Origin of the sequence: Streptomyces sp. NBC_00503, assembly GCF_036346895.1 — a bacterium.
GTDB lineage: Bacteria > Actinomycetota > Actinomycetes > Streptomycetales > Streptomycetaceae > Streptomyces.
Genome location: NZ_CP107856.1, coordinates 161,515 through 181,516, shown reverse-complemented (window position 1 = coordinate 181,516; position 20,002 = coordinate 161,515). Strand labels below are relative to the sequence as shown.

Below are 20,002 nucleotides of genomic sequence, written 5' to 3'. Positions count from 1 at the left end.
GCGCGAAAGCCCCGTAGCCTCGTAGTCCCGTAACCCCGTAGTCCTGTAGCCCCGTAGCTCCGGACGAAGGCCCGTTCAAACAGCCGCGCGGGATCGGTTGAACACCGCGCGGCCGCCGCTCGGCCCGTTCAACTGACTGACGGGGAAGGCCGGTCGGCCGACGGCCCCGACTAGCGTCTACGAGGTGACCGAGCCCTCGTTGATCCCCCGTGAAGCACTTTTCGGCAACCCCGAGCGGATCTCTCCGCAGCTCGCGCCCGACGGCACCCGACTGGCCTGGATCGCCCCGTACGAAGGGGTCCTCAACGTCTGGACCGCGACCCTGGGCGCCGACGACCCGCGCCCGGTCACCCACGATGCCAACCGCGGCATCCGCACCTGCTTCTGGACCCCCGACGGCTCCCGCATCGGCTACCTCCAAGACCGCGCCGGAGACGAGAACTGGCGCCTGTACGACATCGACCCGCGGACCGGCGACACCCGCGACCTGACCCCCTTCGACAGCGTCCGGGCCCAGGTCATCGGCGTGGACCTCGACGTCCGCGACCGGATCCTGGTGGGCCTGAACATCGACAACCCCCGGCTCCACGACGTCTACGAGCTGCGCATCGAGGACGGCACGCTGACCCGTGTCCTGCGCAACCCCGGCCTCGTCGCCATGGTCGCCGACCGCGACCTGGAGGTGCGCGCCGCGATCAACGCCCGCCCGGACGGCGGCCGGACCGTGGTCGTCCGCGACCGGGGAGGCCCGGACGCGCCGTGGCGCCCGCTCCTGGAGGTCGGCCACGAGGACGGCCTGTCCACCGTGCCGCTGCGCTTCGACGCGAGCGGAAGCCGGCTGCTGCTGACCACCTCGGCGGGCGCCAACACCACCCGGCTGGTCTGGATCGCCCTGGCGGACGGCGCCATGGAGGTGGTCGCCGAGCACCCGCGCCACGACGTCACCTCGATGATCGGCGAGCGCGCCTCACGGAAGCCCACCATGATCGCCTTCGCCGGGGCACGGGCCCAGTGGCACGCCCTCGATCCCGCGGCCCAGCCCGAACTCGACGCACTGCGCGCCCTGGACGACGGCGATCTGCGGCTGGTCTCCCGGGACCGCGAGGACACGGTCTGGCTCACCGCGTACGACCACTCCGGCGGACCCACCCGCTTCTACACCTACCACCGCCCGACGAAGACCGGCACGTACCTCTTCTCGGACCGGCCCGCCCTGGAAGGCGCCGGGCTCACCCCGATCGAACCGTTCGAGTTCACCGCCCGGGACGGCCTCACCATCCACGGCTACCTCACCTTCCCCACCCGGGGGCCGCGCCGCGACCTGCCGACCGTCATCAAGGTGCACGGCGGCCCCTGGACCCGCGACAGCTGGCGCCTGGACAGCGAGGCCCAGTGGCTCGCCGACCGCGGCTACCTCTGCGTACAGGTCAACTTCCGCGGGTCCACCGGGTACGGCAAGGACTTCGTCAACGCCGGCGACCGCGAATGGGGCGGCCGGATGCACGACGACCTGATCGACGCCCTCGACTGGACCATCGCCCGCGGCTACACGGACCCCGCTCTCGTGGGCATCTACGGCGGCTCCTACGGGGGCTACGCCGCACTGGTGGGGGCCGCCTTCACCCCGGACCGCTTCCGCTGCGCGGTCGACGTGGTCGGACCGTCCAGCCTGGCGACCCTGATCGAGGGGATCCCGGCGTACTGGGCCCCGACCATCGCGCAGATGCACACCCGCGTCGGCAACCCCGAGACCGATGCGGACTTCCTGTGGTCCCGCTCGCCGCTCTCCCGGGTCGACGACATCCGGATCCCCCTCCTGATCGTCCACGGCGCCAACGACCCCCGCGTCAAACAGTCGGAGAGCGAGCGGATCGTCGAGGCCCTGCGGGCCAAGGGCATCCCGCACGAGTACATCGTCTTCCCGGACGAGGGCCACGGCATGGCCAGGCCCGAGAACCGCCTGCGCTTCTACGAGGCTGCGGAGCGCTTCCTGGCCACCCACCTCGCCCCCCGCCCCGACGACCCCGCTCCCCAGGACGGCCCGCTGTCCTGGCCCGAGGGAGACTGCCTCGTCCCGTACTAGGCGCTGCTACCACGAGGCGATCCGCGAGGCCGAGTCCACGTACGGCCTGGAAGTCGTCCCGGACGGCCCGGCCCTGCGCCTCGAGGGGTAATTCACCCCCAGGGGGCGCCTGGCATCCGCAGGCCGGTGGGATCCTGGGGGCGGACCCGGAGCGACTTGGAGGACCTGCGGATGGCCTCGTACGGCAGGGAACGGATCGTCCTGGACGGTTTCATGATCGGCGCCGGCCTCTCGGCGGCCGGCTGGTGGGCAGGCCGTCACGCCTACGAGCACACGGCGTACGTCCTGTGGGCCATGAGCCTGCTGATCGTGCTGACCACGGCGTACCGTGCCGTGGTCCACCGCCACCCCGCCGCCCCCGACCGACCGGCCCCGCAGATCCCCCCTTCGCAGGAAGTACTGCGCCACGCCGCCCGCGAATCCGGAACCGGCCCCGAGGCCTGACCGCGCGGGCCTGACGTGCAAGGATCCACTTCATGGGGAGTGGAAACATGTGGAACGCCGGACCTCGGGGCCGGGCCGAGGGGCGCGAGAGTCTTGTCCGGCTGACCAGCCGGGCCGCCCGTGTCGGGCCGTACGAACAGGCCGCTGCCGTGCTGATCGTCTGCTCGATGTGCGGCTCGGACGAGTTCGAAGTGGTGGCGGCGGAATGCTTCTGCTTCGGCTGCTGCCTACCGCTGGGTGTGCCGGACGGCTCGGAGCTTCTCCCCGGGTCGTACCCGTGGAAGCTCGAGCCCTCCGAAGTCCCGCTCCCGACCCACACGCCCGGACCCTTCCGTCCGGAAGAGGTCTGCTGGTGCCCGGCGCGGCACGGCGTGTTCGAGGTGGCCATCGCCTTCGGCCTCGACGCGGACGGCCGGGTCGCCGGCCTGTCGGTCGGCCTCAGATGTCCCGAGGACGGTGGACTGCTCCTGCACATCGACAACGCCCGCGTGGTGGCCACCGGGAGCTGACGCCGGGCGACGCCGGTGGCTACCGCCCGGCGATGAGCCCCGGCAGCTCGCGCATGTCGTGGAAGACGACGGTGTCCTCGCCTTCGAGGCGTTCGCCCGGAGTCAGCCCGCCGGCGTAGCCGAAGGACCGCATGCCGGCCGCGCGGGCGGCGAGGACGCCGGGCCGGCTGTCCTCGACCACCACGCACGCCTGCGGGTCGACGCCCATCTGCCGGGCCGCGTGCAGGAACAGGTCGGGCGCGGGCTTGCCGCGGGGGACCTCGGAGGCGCTGTAGATGCGGCCCGCGAACCGTTCGTAGAGCCCGGTGCGACCCAGGGTGTGCCGCATCTTGTCGTGGGAGCCGCTGGAGGCGACACAGGTCGCCGTCCCGAGCAGCGCGTCCAATGCCTCCGGCAGCCCGTCGACCGGAGCCAGCCCGGCATCCACGGCCTCGCGGTGGAGCTCCTCGAACCGCTCCGACCAGATCGCGGCGATGTCCCGGCCGAGCCGATCGGCGACCTGCTCGCGGATGGCGGCGTGCGAGCGCCCGATGAACCGCTCCACGACCTCGCCCTCGGTCAGCGGCCAGCCCAACTCCGCCCCGAGGGCGACCTGCACCCGTGCGGCGATGCGCTCGCTGTCGACCAGCACCCCGTCGCAGTCGAATACGACGAGTTCAATCGGCTTGATCATCCCGGCAGCATAGGGCTTGCCGTCGTCACACCGGCGGGGCCGGACGAAGCGTGGGACCTGGGCATTTAATTGGCTGGCACGCGGCGCGCGGTCCTGCCTAATGTGACGGCGCGACCGCGTCCCCCGATGCGTTCGGCTGCGGCTACTTCCTTCTGACACCAAGTGACGCCGCGGCCACTTCTGATCTCGGGTGGCGCGGGCGCCTGTGCCCCGCCCGTCCCTCCGCCACGTCGGACGCCTCGGCCGGGGTTTCCCATCGCCTTTGGATCCGGGGGATTCCCTGCCTCGCCACGCCCCGCGCACGTCGAAAGTCTGGTCCGAGATGCTCGTGGCCCCGCACGTCTCGGCGGCGGCGGCCCGCACCGCGCCCGAGCCGTGGGTCCACCACCGCCCCGCCAAGGCGGATCCTCTCACCCACGAAGGCGGCCCCGCCTTCGTCCGGGAGCCCCGCGAGGAGCTCTTCCTCCTGGCCGTCGGGAACTTCGTCTCCCAGCAGACCTACTACGAGAGCGGCCCCGAACGCGACGAGCGCTACACCCGCCTCGTCAGCGAACTCGCCCTCCAGGACCCCGTCTGGACCGCCGGCCTGCTCCGCTGGCTCCGCGGCGAAGGCAACCTGCGCACGGCCTCACTGATCGGCGCGGCCGCGTACGTCAGGGCACGGCTCGCCGCCGGGTCCTGCGAGGGTCCGTCCAACCGGTCCGTCATCGACTCGGTGCTCCAGCGGGCCGACGAACCAGGCGAGTTGCTCGCCCACTGGACCTCGGCCTACGGGCGCAGCCTCCCCCAGCCCGTGAAACGGGGCATCGCCGACGCCGTACGGCGGCTGTACTCCTCCCGCTCGCTGCTGAAGTACGACACCGCCGCCAAGGCCTTCCGCTTCGGCGACGTCCTCAACCTCGTCCACGCCGCGCCCGACCCGGCCAAGCCCTGGCAGGGCGAGCTGTTCCGGCACGCCCTGGACCGCCGCCACCACCCGGAGCACGCGCCGCCACCCGGCGACCGGCTGCTCACCGCACACCGGACCTTGATGGAACTGCCGGTCGACGAGCGGCGGGCCCTGGTCACCGGGCCGGACGGCGCCGAGCGGCTGGCCGGGGCGGGCATGACCTGGGAGGCCCTGGCGGGCTGGCTCCAGGGGCCGATGGACGCGGCCGTCTGGGAGGCCGTGATCCCCTCGATGGGACCGATGGCGCTGCTGCGCAACCTGCGCAACTTCGACCGGGCCGGGATCTCGGACGAGGCGGCGGCCGCGGTCGCCGCACGGATCTCGGACACCGAGGAGATCGCCCGGTCCCGGCAGTTCCCCTTCCGCTACCTGGCCGCCCACCGCCACGCACCCTCGCCGCGCTGGTCGGCGCAGCTGGAGCTGGCCCTGAGCCGCTCGCTGGCCAACGTACCGGCCCTGCCGGGCCGGACGCTGATCATGGTGGACCGGTCGGGCTCGATGTTCTACGACACCGTCTCCGAGCGGTCCACACTGACCCGGGCCGACGCCGCGGCCGTGTTCGGCACGGCGCTGGCGATGCGGGCCGAGGACGCGGACCTGGTGGAGTTCGGGTGGTCGAGCGCCCAGGTGCCGCTCCGGGCCGGGGAGCCGGTGCTCGACGTACTGAAACGGTTCCACAACCTCGGGGGCACCGACACCACCAAGGCGGTGCGCGCCCACTACCAGGGCCACGACCGGGTGCTGATCGTCACCGACGAGCAGACGGGCCCGCACCGGGCCCGCCGCGGTCCGGCCGAACCGGTACCGCCGGAGGTCCCCGTCTACACCTGGAACCTGGCCGGCTACCAGCCCGCCCACGGCCCGTCCGGCCCCAACCGGCACACCTTCGGCGGTCTGACGGACGCCGCGTTCCGGATGATCGGCCTGGCCGAGGCCGGCCGCGCCGCCCGCTGGCCCTGGACGGCCGACCCCGGCTGGACGGCCTAGGAGAAGAGCTCGCCGAGCAACTCGGGCCCGAGGGCGATCGGGGCCGGGCGGTAGGCGGGCGGCTGCGTGCCCATCAGCTCGCGCACCAGGAAGTCCCAGGCGCGCTTGCGGACGTAGGTCAGGCAGTCGATGAAGGTGTGCTCCGCGCCGGGCACGATGAGCAGCTCGAAGTCCTTGCCCGCGGCGACGAGCCGGTCGGCCAGCCGCAGCGTGTGGTCCGGGTGGACCTGGTCGTCCATCTCGCCGTGGACGAGCAGCAGCTTGCCCGCCAGCCGGTCCGCGAGGCCCACGTTGGAGGAACGGGCCCAGGCCTCCGGGGCGTCCGCGCCGTCGTAGGTCTCCACGAAGCCCAGGTTGAAGTGGCGGGTGTCGTGCGAGCCGGAGAGGGCGACCGAGGCCTTGAACACCTCGGGGAAGTCCAAGGCCGCCCGCGCCGCGGCGAATCCGCCTCCGGAGTGGCCGAACACGCCCACCCGGTCCAGGTCCATCCACGGCCGGGTCCCGGCGAGCTGGCGCAGCGCGGCGACGTGGTCGGCCAGGCAGCCGGCGTCGCCGAGGCGACCGTACGAGGCGTCGTGGAAGGCCTTGTTCCGCCCCGGGGTGCCCCGCCCGTCGAGTGCCACCACCACGAAGCCCAGCGCCGCGAGGGGTTCCGCGTCGAGGCCCATGCCGCCGGGGTCGAAGCAGGGGGCGACCCGGTTGACCTGCGGGCCGGGATAGACGTTGTCCACCACCGGGTAGTTGGCGGCGGGGTCGAACCCGTGCGGCCGGTACAGCACCCCGTAGATGTCCGTCACCCCGTCGGCCGCCTTGACGCGGAACCGCTCCGGCGGCGTCCAGCCGGTGGCGGCGAGCCTGGAGACGTCGGCGCGCTCCAGCTCGACCAGCACCCGCCCGGTCCAGTCCCGTACGCGGGACACCGGCGGGGTGTCGACGGTGGACGCGGAATCGATGAAGTACTCCTGACGGTCCGCCACCACGACCACGTGGTCCAGCGCGTCGTCGGTGACCTTGGCGAAGCCGGAGCCGTCCAGGCCGACGCGGCACACCGTGCGCCGGTACGGGTCCTCGTCGACCAGTCCGGAGGCGCTGAAGTACACCACCCGCGCGGCCTCGTCGACGCGCAGGATCTGCCGTACCGCCCACTGACCGGAGGTCACCTGCCCGAGCAGCGCGCCGGTGCGGAGGTCGTACCGGTACAGGTGGCCCCAGCCGTCCCGCTGCGAGTACCACAGCACCTCGTCGGCCAGCACCCGCACGATCGGCGGCTCGTACATCCACTGGTTGGGCTCCACCCGGGTGTCGCCGCTCTCGCCGAGCACGGCGGTGACCTCGCCCGTGGCCGGGTCCATCCGGTACAGGGTGAGCGTGCGCTGGTCGCGCGGGCGGCCGAGGTAGTACACGGCCGAGCCGTCCGCGGCCCACCACGCCCACTTGGTCGTGATCGGCGACAACTGCGGCATGAGCAGCGGCTCGGCCTGCGCACGGACCACCGTGCCCGAGGCGAGGTCCAGTACGACCAGCTCGGCCAGCGGCATCGCCTCGTCCCCGGGGTAGGCGTACCGCTGGGTGTGGGTGACGGGGGCGCCGCCGCCGGCGGGCGCGGCCTCCACCAGGTGGGTCTCTCGGACGCCGCGTTCGTCGGTCCGGTGTGCCAGCACCTTCGTGGAGTCGGGCGACCAGGCCACCGCGGGCGGCAGGTGCGGCAGGCCTATCTTGCGCAGCAGGGTGGCGTTGGCCGTGCACTGCGGGCCGGAGCCGTACCCGTGGTCGCTCTCGCCGTCGGTGGTCAGCGCCCACTCGCGGCCGTCGGACAGCGAGCGCGCCCACAGGTCGTTCCCCCGCAGGGAGACCGCGGTCTTCCCGTCGGGCGAGGGCACGTCCAGGGGGCTGCCCGGAGGGGTGAACTCGGCCCGCTCACAGACGTAGCCGTCCAGCCGGCAGCGCCAGTACTCGCCGAAGGCGGCGAACTCCACGGCGTTGTCGGCCAGTTCGATGGCCATGAACGGCAGGGCCGTCGGATCCACCTGCTGCCCGCAGGCCCCGGCCAGCGCGGCGGCGAGCAGCGCGTGGTCGAAGGCCGGCTCACGGGTCCCCGCCGCCGGGTCGACCAGCACGAACCGCCGGCCGGGCCCGTCGCTCACCGCGTACCAGAACCGGGCGCCCCCGTCGATCCACTGCGGCCTGACCTTGTCGCCGACGACGAGCTCGCCGGGGCGGGCGGGACGGCGGAAGAGCTGCTCGGCGGCCTGGTAGTTCTGCGTGGTGCTCATGCTTCTCGATTTCCTCAGGGCAGGTGGTGACGGGGGCGACGGGGGTGAGGCGGGTGACGGGGGCCGCCGCTCGGCGGTCACAGGCTCCGGGCGGTGATGTCGCCGTAGGAGGTGGTGGCGCGGATGTTCAGGCCGGCGGCGGCGCCCTCGCTGTTCTCGAGGGTGTTGCGGATGCGGCCGTAGGTGGTGCCGGCGTCGAGCGTGGCGGAGACCCCGCGGGCGGCGCCGACGGTGATGTCGCCCGCCTGGGTGGTCAGTTCGAGGGACCCGCGCAGGGCTTCGGTGATGGTCAGGCCGCCCTTGGTGACGCTGATCTCGGCGGAGCCGCCGAGCCGGCCGACGGTGATGTCGCCCGCCTGGAGGGTGAGGCGCGCACTGGCCGCCTCGTCGAGCTTGACCACTCCCTGCGCACCCTCGAAGACGACGTCGCCGAGCCGCCCGACGCCGCGGAACTCGGCGCTGGCCGCCTTCGCCTCGACGCTGGACCCGGCGGGCAGCTGGACGGTGACCTCGACGGATCCGGGGTTGCCGAGCACCCGGTTCTTGGCCGCGGCGGCCCCGACCCGCAGGACCCCGTCCACGTACTCGACGGTGACCTGCTCGGCGGCCTTCACGTCGCGGCTCTTCGAAGCGTCGGAGGGCAGGACCTCGACGACGGCGTCGTTCCGGTCGGCGGCGATGAAGCGGATGCTGCCCGCGGGGATGTCGAGGACGGCGGCGATCGGGGCGGTGGTGGCGAACTTCTGCATGACGCTCTCCTGAGCTTCTCGTGTCCTTGCCGGTTTTTCCGACAAGGGAAAAGCTACGTTGCGTTCGAGGGTCGGGCAACAGCTCTGTTGCCTGAAATCCTAGTAATTGCAGGTAAGATCAGGGATTTCATTGCAACGATCCTGAGACTTAATGCAACGCAAGCACCTCGCTCGTTGCAATGGCCTGATGCTGAACGCTCTGCGGGAACGTCAGGCCGCCCCGGGGCGCCCCCAGTCGGCCCCGGTCGTCCGCCAAGAGGTTCCGTACGGCCGCGGTGGCAATCCGCGGTGCCCGTCTCCTCCACTCTGGTGGCCCGACCCCCGGGAACACCCGACGCCCCGTCCGATGGAGGACTCTGATGCGCCGTCGCCTCGCCGCTGTCGCGGCCACCGCCGTGACCGGCCTTGTCGCCCTCGCGGGCCCTGCCGCCGCGGTGCCGGCCGACAAGCCCCAGGTGCTGAGCCGCTGGACCCAGACCGGCGAGGCCAGTTACAAGGCCTGGGTCGCGGCCCGCTCCTCGCCGGGCAACTGGAACTCGTACGGGTTCGACTGGTCGACCGACTACTGCAGCTCATCACCCGACAACCCGTTCGGATTCCCCTTCAGGACCGCCTGCGCCCGCCACGACTTCGGCTACCGCAACTACAAGGCGGCGGGCTCCTTCAGTGCGAACAAGCTGCGCCTCGACAACGCCTTCTATGCGGACCTCAAGCGGGTCTGCTCCGGGTACTCCACCGTCAAGAAGGGCTCCTGCGACTCCACCGCGTGGACCTACTACCGGGCGGTCAGGGCCCTCGGCAACAGCGCGGTCGCCGAACCCTTGTTAGATATTTAGCTAATGTGCTAAATATCTAACATGACAGAAACCCAGGACGAGGCGGGGGCGTTCCGCGCCCTCGCCGATCCGACGAGGCGCCAGATCCTCGAGGACCTCAGGGACGGGGAGCTCGCGGCCGGCGAGATCGCGAGCAGGTTCGCGATCAGCGCGCCGTCCATCTCGCGCCACCTCGGCGTGCTCAAGGGAGCGGGGCTGATCACCGAGCGCCGGGACGGCAACCGGGTCCTCTACACGCTCGCCGAGGACCGCCTGGCCACCTCCATCGGCCGCTTCCTCAGCGCCGTCTGCCCCGAGCAGATCGTCCTGCGGCACACCAAATGGCGCCCCGGGGCGCAGAGCGAGGAATCATGAGGCAGCCGAACCTGTCCAGCGTCGTCGAGCGACGGCTCCTGGTGAACTACCGGGTCGCCCCCGACGTCGCGGCACGCCTGCTCCCCGAGCCGCTGCGGCCGCAACTGGTGCACGGCCACGCGGTCGCGGGCATCTGCCTGCTGCGGCTGGGAAGCGTCCGGCCGACCTGGGCCCCCAAGGCGTTCGGACTGCGCAGCGAGAACGCGGCGCACCGGATCGCCGTCGAATGGGACGGGCCGGACGGCGTCGAGAGCGGCGTCTACATCACGCGCCGCGACTCCGCCTCGCGGCTCAACGTCTGGGCCGGAGGCCGCGTCTTCCCGGGCGAACACGGCCGCGCCGGCTTCGAGGTGCACGAGACGCCCGACGCGTCGCGCGTCGCCTTCGCGACGCTGGACGGCGACACCCGGGTCGACGTGACCGTCGAGCCGTCCGACGAGCTGCGCGGCAGCGAGCTCTTCGCCGATCTCGCCGAGGCCTCCCGCTTCTTCCGGGGCGGGTCGAAGGGGTACTCGCCCACCCGGTCCGGCCGCCGCCTGGACGGCATGGAACTGCACACCGACGCCTGGCACGTGGAGGCCGGCCGGGTCCGCTCCGCCTCGTCGTCCTTCTTCGAGGACCCGGACCGCTTCCCGCCCGGGAGCGCGACCCTGGACTGCGCCCTGATCATGCGCGACGTCCCCGCCGACTGGGGGCCGCTCCCCACGATGGCCTCCGCACCCTCGCGCGGCGCCGCATAGGCCGGTCATCGACATCGGCATAGGTCAGTCATCGACATATGTCGGCCGCCGGACTATGGTGGCCGTCGTGAACGATCAACCTTTGCGAGAGCCAACCCTTTTGATCCTCACGGCGATCGCCGATGCCCCACGGCACGGATACGCGATCGCCCAAGAGGTCGAGAAGATTTCTGAAGGCCGCACGAAGATGCGCACCGGAACGCTCTACGGGGCCCTGGAGCGGCTCCTCGAGCAGGAGCTCATCGCCGTGCACGAGGAGGAAGTGGTCGACGGGCGGATGCGGCGCAGCTACGCCCTGGCGCCGCGCGGACGCGAGGTGCTGGCCGCCGAGGCGGCCCGCATCGCCCGTACCGCCCAGGAGGCGACCCGGCGTCTGGGTCTCGGCGGCCTCGGCGGGGCGGTGACCGCATGACCGCGCTGCTCAAGCTCTACCCGGCCGCCTACCGCCGGGAGTTCGGCGACGAGATCGCCGACGCCTACCACCGGGCCACCGAAGGCTCCGGCAGACCGGCCCGGATCCGCGAGGCCAACGACGTCATCGGCCATGCCCTGCGCATGCGGCTCGGGGTGGGCTCGGCCGGCCGCGCCGGGCGGTTCCTCTCGGCCCTGGCGCCGTTCGCCGTCATCGTGGTCGGTGTGAAGGCGATGTCCTGGTCCAGGCTGATGATCCAGCCCTTCGGCGTCGACTACCCGGTCGGCGCGCAGGACTTCCCCGCCGTGACGGTGGCGGCCTCCCTCGTGACCGTCCTCGGCGCCGTACTGGCTCTGACCGGCCGTTGGGCGACAGGGGCCTGGACCGTGCTGGCGGGTACCGCCGCGACCCTCGCCGCCCAGGCGGTGCGGCCCGGTTTCGGGCTCGAGTTCGCGGCCGTCATCAGCGGGCCGCCCCTCCTCCTGGCCCTGGTGGCCGTGGCCTGCCCGCCCGATCTGCGACCGGCCTCGCGCCTGCGCACGGCGACCGGGCGGTACGCGGTCCTGGCCGGGGCGGCAGTCCTGACGGCCGCGACGGTCCTGCTGCCGCTGCCTCACCCGTTCAGCGCCCTGTACGCGGCCGTACCGGTCGCGGGCGGACTGATCCTGGCCGGAAGCGAGGCCTTCGCCCGGCTGCGCACGGCCCCCGCCGTCCTCCTCGCGGGCCTCCCCTTCCTCGTGCTCGGCGCGTCGACCGGAGGAGTGGGCGCCCTGTTCCTGCCCGCCGCCCTCGGAGCCCTGCTGGCAGCCTCCGCCACGGTGAGCATCCGCCGCCGCCGGGGCGGGGCGGCACGCTGAACAGCCCCTGACCCCGCATCGGCGGGGTCAGGGGCTCGAACACGCATATCCAGAAGCCCGGTTCAAACCCCTTGCCCAATGGTCAAGAAACGTTGACCATTGGAGCCATGCCTGCCGATGAGCTTCCTGATGCGTTCCACGTCACCACCGACGAGCAGCTGCGCGCCGTCTCCAACCTCACGCGCCACCGGATCATGGCCGTGCTCCGCTTCGAGCCCGCGACGATCACTCAGATCGCCGAGCGCGTGGGTCTCGCGAAGGGGAGTTCCAGCTACCACGTGCGGCTGCTGGAACGGGCCGGCCTGGTGAAGGTGGTACGGACGCGCAAGGTCCGGGGGGTCACCGAGCGGTACTACGCCATGGCCGCGCGGTCCATCGTGCTGCCGGATCCGGGCGAGGGAGGGCCGGACTTCCTGATGCGCCACGCGCTGGCCGACCTGGAGGCCTCGCCCTCCGACGGCGAGCGGCACGTACGGATGGCGCATCTGCGGCTCACCGAGGAGCGGTTCGCGGAGCTGGGGGCGCGGCTGCAGGCCCTGGCGGACGAGTACCGGGAGCTGTCGGACCCGTCGCTGCCGGACACGTCGCTCGTCTTCGCCCTGTTCCACCCGACACCCCGCCAGCAGGCCGAGGGGGATGCCAAGTGACGTCAGACGTACGGAAGTTGCCGACCGGGTTCGGACGGCTGTGGACCGCGCAGACGGTCTCCTCGCTCGGCGACGGGGTAACACACGCCGCGCTGCCGCTGCTCGCACTGACGCTGACGCGGGATCCGATGGCACTCGCCGTCGTCACGGCCGCCGGAACGCTGCCGTGGCTGCTCTTCGGGGTGCTCGGCGGCGCGCTGGTGGACCGCTGGGACCGGCGGCGCACGATGTGGGTCGTGGACGCGGCGCGTGCGGTACTGCTCGCGATACCCGCGGCGGCGGCCGCGCTCGACGTGCTGAGCATCGGACTGCTCGCGGCCCTCGCCTTCCTGCTCGGCCTCGGCGGACTCCTCTTCGACACCGCCGCCACCGCCTATCTGCCGGACCTGCTCGGCCGCGACCCCGCACACCTGGAACGCGCCAACGCCCGCCTGCGCGGCGCCCAGACCGCCGCGTCCGGCTTCGCGGGACCGCCCCTGGGCAGCGCCCTGCTCGCGCTCGGGCGATCGGTTCCGCTGCTCGCCGACGCGGTGTCCTTCGCGCTCTGCGCACTGCTCGTACGGTCGCTGCCCGCCGTACCCCGGCCCGCCCCGCAGGCCCGGGAGTCGCTGCTGCGGCAGGCGCGGGCCGGAGCCTCGTACGTCTTGCGCGACCGACTGCTGCTCGGGCTCGCGCTGCGCCCGGCGGTCGGCAACATCGCCTTCATCGCCGTGGAGACCGTACTCGCCCTCTTCGCGCACGACCGTCTCGGCATCGGCACCTTCGGCTTCGGCCTGCTCCTCACGGCGGAGGCCACCGGCGGCCTGCTCGGCGCGGCCATCGCCTCCTTCCTCGGCCGGCGACTGGGCACCGGCACCGCGCTCACCTGCACGGCCGCGGTCGAGGGACTCGCCGTCCTGGGCCTCGCCGCCGCCCCGAACCCGTACGTGGCCGGCCTCGCGCTCGCCGTCTGCGGCGCGGGCATGGGCGCCACGATGGTGCTCGCACCCTCCCTGCGGCAGGCGATCGTCCCCGCCCACCTGATGGGCCGGGTCGCCTCGACCTCCCGGATGCTCGCCATGTGCGCCGCCCCGTTCGGCGCCTTCCTCGGCGGCTGGCTGGCCAGCACCTACGACGTGCGCACTCCGCTCTACACCGCCGCCGGCCTCCTCCTCGCCATGACCGCCATCACGGCGACCATGACCAGCAACCGCCGCGTCGAGGCAGCGCTGCGCGCCGCCGCCCCGGCCGACGAGCCCGAGCCCGCGCGCTCCTGACCCGGAATTGCACTGGTCGTTGAGCGATTCCGTGGCCGTGCCGGCTCATTGAACCTGTGTGGAATCGAGCCGTGCCACCTTTCTGACCTGGGACGTTCGCAGAAGGGGCTGCTGCTGCGCCCCATTCGGGTCCAAAGATCCCGCCGCCTTCGACCGATCCTTGACCGAGGATCCACCCATACTCATTTCCGCGCCTCCATTCTTGAATCACCCGAAACAAACAGGAGGTAATCCAGATGATTTCCACCGTCAAGATCCCCGCCGTGACCGCCGTCATCCACAACCGCGCCGTCATCCACAACCGCGCTGTCATCCACAACCGCGCCGTCATCCACAACCGCTCGGTCGTCAAGTAGTACTGGCCGGCAACAGATAGGCGTCGCCAAGGCCCCGGGCCACATGCCCGGGGCCATGGCCTTTTCTGCGGTAGGAATTCAATGAGACGGGGGACCGAAATGGCAGAACTCATGGAGCTCGTGGACGTGGAAATCTACGACATCGAGCAGGACACATGCTTTCTCGTCACCCCGAACGGCGGGGAGTTCTACATCTCCGCGCCCACCTCGGAATTCCGCGCGTGGGCGGCGCGCTGCGACGGGACCAGGACCCGCGCCGAACTGCTCACGGGAATGCCCACCGATTACGCCGAGGTGGTCGACGTCCTGCGCCACGACGGCTGCCTGCGCCCCGCCCCGGCCGCGAACAGCGGCGCACGCGCGGCGCTGCTGGCCCGAACGACGGTCCTGACCACGGGCTCGCCGGCCCTCATGGGCCCCCTGCGACACGCACTGAGCACCACCGGATACGCCGCGGTGACTCCGGCGCCCGACCTCGAGGACCTTGCGCGGGCCGCCACCCGCGACACCGTACTCATCGCCGCCTTCGACCATCCCGCCTACGCCGAACTCACCCGGATCGACGACCTGTGCACCGAGCTCGGCCTGCGCTGGCTGCCCCTGCGCCGCGAACGCGGCCGCGCGGTCCTCGGCCCGGCCGTCGTCCCCGGCACCACGGCGGACTTCGCCGACGTACGGGACCGCCGCCTGTCGGCGGCGCGCGACCCCCGGATCGTCGAAGCCATCGCGACCGCACCGCAGACCAACGGCCCCCGGACACGCCCCGCCGACGCCCGCTGGATCTTCGGGCAGCTCGACGCGCACCTGGAACGCTGGATCGCGGACGGCACCCCCGTAGCCGAAACCGACCTGGACCCGGCCACGTTCACCCAGGTCAGCCGCACCGTACTGCCGGTGCCGACCCGCCCCCGCCCCGTGGTCCGCGGCGACGCCGAGGCGGACCTGCTGGTCGACGAGCAGGTCGGCGTGGTCACCGGTGTGCAGGAGCTGGCCCCGCTGACCGGTACACCGGCCGCGCTGCGCGTCTGCGCCGTCGACGTCGCCGACATGCGGCGCGTCGCCGACTGGCACAACGACCGCCAGGCGTTCGGCACGTCCTGGGGCGACTTCGACACCGCCCGCCGCAGTGCCGTCGGCGAGGCCGTCGAACGCTACTGCACCAGCCGGCTGCCCGCCGACCGGCTCCGGTACGGCAGCCACGCCGCCCTGCGCCGGGCCGGGGTACCCGCACTCGACCCGCGCCGCCTCCACCTGTACTCGCAAGCCCAGTACCGCACCGAGGGCTTCCCCTTCGCACCGTTCACCGTGGACTCCGAGTGCGCCTGGATCGAGGGCCGCAACTGGACCACCGGCGAGAGCGTGTGGGTGCCGGCGGCCCTCATCGCCCACGACGAGGCCGACCCGGTCCGCTACTGCGATCCGCTGGTGGCCGGCGTGGCCGCGGGAGTCAACGAGGAGCACGCCGTCACCTCGGGCCTGGAAGAGGTCATCGAACGCGACACCACCATGGTGTGGTGGGCCAATGCCGCCCGGCTTCCCCGGCTGCCGCTGACCGACCGGATCCGGGAGCTGGTCGCCGACAGCCTCGACGCCTACGAGCTCACCCTGATCCACCTGGACAACGAGTTCGGCATCCCGGTCGTCGCCGCCGTCGTACGCGACCGCGCCACCGGCTGGCTGACCATCGGTTTCGCCACCCGCCCCGACCCCCGGGACGCGGCGGAGAAGGCACTCGCCGAGGGCTTCACCCTGCACCACACCTGCCACTACCTCGACGACGGGAAGGTACTGGCGCAGGGCCAGGCAGACCTCCCGCACCTGGGCAACCTCAAGCCCTACCGCGCCGACCGGCGCTATCTCGACTCCTACCGCGAGGACTTCGCCGACGTCCGCGACCTCCTGTGCCAGCAGCAGCTCCACCTCGACCCCAGGGCCGGCCAGCGGGTCGCGCCCTGGCTGAACGATCTGAAGACCCGCTCCTGGGACGGACTTCCCGTCCTCGCCGAACGGCGCCTCGACACCTACCGCGAACGGGTCGAAGCCCGCGGCTTCGAGGTGATCAGCGTCGACATGACCACCTGTGACGTGGACGCCGCCGGATTCACCGCCACCCACACGATCGTCCCCGGACTCGTCTCGAACTTCCCCGCCGGGCTCCCGATGTGGGGCGACGGGCGGATCGGCCGGGCCGGGGTCCAGCTCGGCTGGCGCTCCCGGCCGGCGGCCGAGGACGAGCTGAACGTCTTCCCACTCCCCCACGCGTGAGGACACACCGATGGCGCTCACCGACACTCTCGGCCTGCCGAACACCCGGGGGCGCGGGCCCCTGATCGTCGCGCAGGTCGTCGACGCACTGGGTACCGGACTCTTCCTGCCGTTCGCCGTCGTCTACTTCCACGCCGCCAAGGGCATCCCGCTGACCACGGTCGGCCTGATGCTGTCCGCCGCAGCCCTGCTCTCCTTACCGGCCGGACCGCTGGCCGGCCCGATGATCGACCGCTTCGGGCCGCGCCGGGTGGTGATCGCCGGGAACCTGGTCCGCGTACTGACCTTCACCGGCTACGTGTTCACCGACGTCCCCTGGCAGCTGGTCCTGCTCGTCACGCTCACCCTGGCGGGCGACAGCCAGTTCCGTCCCGGAGCCGCCGCGCTGGTGGCGCAGGTCGCCGACGACGGGCAGCGGGCACGCTGGTACGCGATGGAACGCGCCCTGCGCAACGTGGCCCTCGGCGCCGGCGGGCTCCTCGGCAGCGTGCTGGTCACCTGGGGCGGCACCGCGGGCTACACCGGGGTGGTGGCGCTCAACGCGGTGTCGTTCCTCGCCGCGTCCGCCCTGGTGGCGACCTGGCACCCGCCCCACACCCCAGCCCCCCTCACGGCCCCCGCCCCCGCCCCCGCCCCGGCCGTCAAGCGCGCCGGGTACAAGGAGGTCCTGGCCGACCGCGCCTACCTCGGAGTCCTGTCGACCGTCTGCGTGTTCGCCCTGTGCGACCTGGCGCTGACCGTACTGCTGAGCGCCTACGTGATCGAGGCGCGCGGCCTGCCCAGCTGGCAGCCCGGGGTCCTGTTCGCGATCAACACCGTACTGGTGATGCTGACGCAGACCATGGTGGCCAAGGCCGTCGAGCACCACCGCAGGCCCAGGGTCCTCCAGGTCGCGGCCGTCCTGTGGGCGGTGTCCTTCCTGATCTTCGCCGCGGTACCCGAGGGCAGTGCCGGCCCGGCATTCGCCGCCCTCGTCGTCGGCATGGTCGTCTTCACCGCCGCGGAACTCCTCCAGGCACCGACCAGCAGCGCCCTGACCGTGGCGATCGCCCCCGAGCACCTGCGCGGCCGCTACCTCGGACTGGAGGAGCTGATGTGGGGCGTGGCCAAGGTGCTGGCCCCGGTGGTGTTCACCTGGCTGCTCACCCAGGGGCCCGGCCTGCCGTGGCTCGCACTCGGCGCCTGCTGCCTGGCAGCGGTCGCGGTCCTGAACCGCCTGAGCCGCGCCCTGCCCGCCCGAGCGGTCCGCGAGACCGTCGATGCCTGAACGCACCGACCGGATCCACCACCCGGACGGATTCCGCGAGGTCTACCACCGGGTGTACCGGGAGCCGCCGTACCGCGAGGACGAGGCCGCCGCGGACGCCTTCGCCGTGCGACTGGCCGAACACGCGGCCCTGCCCGGCTTCCGCGTGACCACCGTCCACGCCGACGGCGCGCTCGCCGGCTTCGCCTACGGGGTGCACCACCCCGGCGGATGGTGGCACCCGCGCGCCGCCGCACCCCCGCCGCGGGAGCTGGCGGGCCCGCTGTTCTACGTCTACGAGCTCGCCCTCCTGCCCGAACTGCGCGGCCGGGGCCACGGCCGGGCCCTGCTGGACCTGCTCCTCGCCGACCGGACCGAGCCGTTCGCCGTACTCGCCGCGTCGACCGGCGCACCGGCACACACCATGTACCGGCGGTGGGGCTGGACGAAGGCGGGCCGCCTCACCGGGCCCCCCGACGGCGTCGACATCCTCGCCCGCCCCCTGCCCCACGCCCCGACCGCCGCGCCCCGCACCCCGCCGGCGCCCACGACGCACCACCGACACGAGGAAGCCCCGCATGTCTGACACCACCACGTCCGCAGGCGGCCTCCTGCCCCGCCAGGTTGCCGACGGATACGTCGACGCGCTCGTCGCCCTGGACCCGCTCCTGGGCACCTACCTCGGCATCGCCGAAAGCTCCGCCCACCTCCCCGACTTCTCACCACAGGGCCAGGAGGAGATCGCCCGCCTCGCCCGCACCACCCTGGAACGCCTCACCGAGGCCGAGGCCCGCCCCGGCGCCGACAGCACCGCCGAGCGGCGCTGCGCGACGCTGCTGCGCGAGCGCCTCACCGCCGAACTGGCCGTCCACGAGGCTGGCGAGGGACTGCGCACGGTCAGCAACATCTACTCACCGCTGCACCGGGTCCGGGAGATCTTCACCCTCACCCCCACCGACACCGAGGCCGACTGGGAGGCGATCACCCGCCGCCTGCGGGCCGTACCGCACTCCCTGGCCGGCTACCGCACCTCCCTGGAGACCGGCCTCAAGCAGGACCTGCCGGCCGGGCCGCGCCAGGTCACCGCCGTCATCTCCCAGCTCACCGAGTGGATCGGCACCGGCCACAGCTGGTTCGCGCAGTTCACCGCCCCGGGCCCCGAGCGGCTGCGCGAGGAACTCGACGAGGCCGCCGCACTGGCCACCGACGCACTGGTGGAGCTCCGCGACTGGTTCCGGGACGGCTACGCCCCGGCCGTCGAGGGCGCGCCGGACGTGGTCGGCCGCGAACGCTACGGTCTCCTCGCACGCTTCTACAACGGCGCCGACCTCGACCTCGACGAGGCCTACGCCTACGGCTGGACCGAGTTCCACCGCCTCCTGGCCGAGATGCGCGCCGAAGCCGTCGAGGTACTTCCGGGAGCCACCACCCCGTGGGAGGCCCTGGCCTGGTGCGACCGCCACGGCGAGGCGATCGAAGGCGTCGAGGAAACCAGGCAGTGGCTCCAGTCACTGATGGACGAAGCCATCGACGCGCTCGACGGAACCCACTTCGAACTGGCCGAGCGGGTACGCCGCGTCGAGTCCCACATCGCCCCGCCGGGCAGCGCCGCGGCGCCGTACTACACCGAGCCCTCGCTGGACTTCTCCCGCCCCGGCCGCACCTGGCTGCCGACGATGGGGGAGACCCGCTTCCCGGCGTACGACCTGGTCACCACCTGGTACCACGAGGGCGTGCCCGGCCACCACCTCCAGCTGGCGCAGTGGGCGCACGTCGCCGACAGCCTCTCCCACTACCAGACCACGGTCGGCCTGGTCAGCGCCAACGCCGAGGGCTGGGCCCTGTACGCCGAGCGCCTCATGGACGAACTGGGCTTCCTGACCACCCCGGAGCGCCGCCTGGGCTACCTGGACGCGCAGATGCTCCGCGCCGTCCGCGTGGTCATCGACATCGGCATGCACCTGGAGCTGGAGATCCCCGGCCATTCCCCCTTCCACCCGGGCGAACGCTGGACCCCGCAATTGGCCGAGGAGTTCCTCGCCCGCCACAGCAGCCGCCCGGCCGACTACGTGGAGAGCGAGGTCATCCGCTACCAGGGCATGGCGGGCCAGGCCATCGGCTACAAGCTCGGCGAGCGCGTCTGGCTCCAGGGCCGCGAAGCCGCCCGCACCCGCCACGGCGAAGCCTTCGACCTCAAGGCCTGGCACATGAAGGCCCTCTCCCAGGGCTCCCTGGGCCTGGACGACCTGCTCCGCGAGATCTCAGCCCTCTGAGGGCTCAGCCCTCCGAGGGGTGTGCAAGGAGGCCTTCCTCGACAGGGTCGGGGCCGTGGCTGACCATGAAGCGGTTCACTTCGCGGAGAGGTC

The 20,002-nt window shown here is 72.4% G+C and carries 18 protein-coding genes; 15 read left to right on the top strand and 3 right to left on the bottom strand.

Features of this window, described 5'->3' with window-relative positions:
• The first annotated feature begins 184 nt into the window (after nt 1-184).
• From OG490_RS38065 to OG490_RS38055, 3 genes are all read left to right on the top strand, one after another.
• The gene (locus OG490_RS38065; protein ID WP_330301319.1) at nt 185-2,083 is read left to right on the top strand and encodes a S9 family peptidase; all 1,899 of its coding nucleotides are present in this window, start codon (nt 185-187) and stop codon (nt 2,081-2,083) included.
• 171 nt (nt 2,084-2,254) lie between these two features.
• Nucleotides 2,255-2,527 carry a hypothetical protein gene (locus OG490_RS38060; RefSeq protein ID WP_330301318.1) on the top strand — a complete coding sequence of 91 codons (273 nt, stop codon included), beginning with the start codon at nt 2,255-2,257 and terminating at the stop codon, nt 2,525-2,527.
• Nucleotides 2,528-2,559: 32 nt separating this feature from the next.
• On the top strand, nt 2,560-3,036 hold the full coding sequence (locus OG490_RS38055) for a hypothetical protein (RefSeq protein WP_330301317.1): 477 nt from the start codon (nt 2,560-2,562) through the stop codon (nt 3,034-3,036).
• A 19-nt stretch (nt 3,037-3,055) separates the two neighbouring features.
• Here the strand turns inward: OG490_RS38055 and OG490_RS38050 are convergent, their stop codons facing one another.
• Entirely contained in the window at nt 3,056-3,709 is a 654-nt protein-coding gene (locus OG490_RS38050) for an HAD family hydrolase (RefSeq protein WP_330301316.1), read from the bottom strand.
• 322 nt (nt 3,710-4,031) lie between these two features.
• Here OG490_RS38050 and OG490_RS38045 point away from each other — a divergent pair, with 322 nt between their 5' ends.
• Nucleotides 4,032-5,645 carry a TROVE domain-containing protein gene (locus OG490_RS38045; RefSeq protein WP_330301315.1) on the top strand — a complete coding sequence of 538 codons (1,614 nt, stop codon included), beginning with the start codon at nt 4,032-4,034 and terminating at the stop codon, nt 5,643-5,645.
• On the opposite strand, the gene OG490_RS38040 is transcribed toward OG490_RS38045, so the two are convergent.
• Both OG490_RS38040 and OG490_RS38035 read right to left on the bottom strand, forming a co-directional pair.
• On the bottom strand, nt 5,642-7,918 hold the full coding sequence (locus OG490_RS38040; RefSeq protein ID WP_330301314.1) for a S9 family peptidase: 2,277 nt from the start codon (nt 7,916-7,918) through the stop codon (nt 5,642-5,644). The two genes, OG490_RS38045 and OG490_RS38040, sit on opposite strands and share 4 nt — an antisense overlap.
• 77 nt (nt 7,919-7,995) lie before the next feature.
• Nucleotides 7,996-8,667 carry a DUF4097 family beta strand repeat-containing protein gene (locus OG490_RS38035; protein ID WP_330301313.1) on the bottom strand — a complete coding sequence of 224 codons (672 nt, stop codon included), beginning with the start codon at nt 8,665-8,667 and terminating at the stop codon, nt 7,996-7,998.
• Between the two features lie 359 nt (nt 8,668-9,026).
• Here OG490_RS38035 and OG490_RS38030 point away from each other — a divergent pair, with 359 nt between their 5' ends.
• The 11 genes from OG490_RS38030 (at nt 9,027) to OG490_RS37980 (ending at nt 19,909) form a co-directional block, all read left to right on the top strand.
• Nucleotides 9,027-9,503 (top strand): phospholipase, encoded by a 477-nt coding sequence (locus tag OG490_RS38030; protein WP_330301312.1) that lies wholly within the window; start codon nt 9,027-9,029, stop codon nt 9,501-9,503.
• A gap of 21 nt (nt 9,504-9,524) precedes the next feature.
• Complete coding sequence (locus OG490_RS38025) at nt 9,525-9,857, top strand: metalloregulator ArsR/SmtB family transcription factor (RefSeq protein WP_330301311.1); 333 nt, start codon at nt 9,525-9,527, stop codon at nt 9,855-9,857.
• The gene (locus OG490_RS38020) at nt 9,854-10,597 is read left to right on the top strand and encodes a DUF2071 domain-containing protein (RefSeq protein WP_330301310.1); all 744 of its coding nucleotides are present in this window, start codon (nt 9,854-9,856) and stop codon (nt 10,595-10,597) included. The genes OG490_RS38025 and OG490_RS38020 overlap by 4 nt, the downstream gene beginning before the upstream one ends.
• 55 nt (nt 10,598-10,652) lie before the next feature.
• Nucleotides 10,653-11,009, top strand: coding sequence for a PadR family transcriptional regulator (locus OG490_RS38015; RefSeq protein ID WP_443066021.1), 357 nt, complete (start codon nt 10,653-10,655; stop codon nt 11,007-11,009).
• Nucleotides 11,006-11,866, top strand: a complete 861-nt coding sequence (locus OG490_RS38010) for a hypothetical protein (RefSeq protein WP_330301308.1) — start codon at nt 11,006-11,008, stop codon at nt 11,864-11,866. The genes OG490_RS38015 and OG490_RS38010 overlap by 4 nt, the downstream gene beginning before the upstream one ends.
• 107 nt (nt 11,867-11,973) lie before the next feature.
• Nucleotides 11,974-12,513, top strand: a complete 540-nt coding sequence (locus OG490_RS38005) for an ArsR/SmtB family transcription factor (RefSeq protein ID WP_330301307.1) — start codon at nt 11,974-11,976, stop codon at nt 12,511-12,513.
• Entirely contained in the window at nt 12,510-13,769 is a 1,260-nt protein-coding gene (locus OG490_RS38000) for an MFS transporter (RefSeq protein WP_330301306.1), read from the top strand. Before OG490_RS38005 ends, OG490_RS38000 begins: the two co-directional genes overlap by 4 nt.
• A gap of 455 nt (nt 13,770-14,224) precedes the next feature.
• Nucleotides 14,225-16,390 carry a YcaO-like family protein gene (locus tag OG490_RS37995; protein WP_330301305.1) on the top strand — a complete coding sequence of 722 codons (2,166 nt, stop codon included), beginning with the start codon at nt 14,225-14,227 and terminating at the stop codon, nt 16,388-16,390.
• 10 nt (nt 16,391-16,400) lie between these two features.
• On the top strand, nt 16,401-17,657 hold the full coding sequence (locus OG490_RS37990) for an MDR family MFS transporter (RefSeq protein ID WP_330301304.1): 1,257 nt from the start codon (nt 16,401-16,403) through the stop codon (nt 17,655-17,657).
• A complete protein-coding gene (locus OG490_RS37985) occupies nt 17,650-18,222 on the top strand; it encodes a GNAT family N-acetyltransferase (protein ID WP_330301303.1) in 573 nt (190 codons plus the stop codon). Before OG490_RS37990 ends, OG490_RS37985 begins: the two co-directional genes overlap by 8 nt.
• Entirely contained in the window at nt 18,215-19,909 is a 1,695-nt protein-coding gene (locus tag OG490_RS37980; RefSeq protein ID WP_330301302.1) for a DUF885 domain-containing protein, read from the top strand. Before OG490_RS37985 ends, OG490_RS37980 begins: the two co-directional genes overlap by 8 nt.
• Nucleotides 19,910-20,002 lie beyond the last annotated feature (93 nt).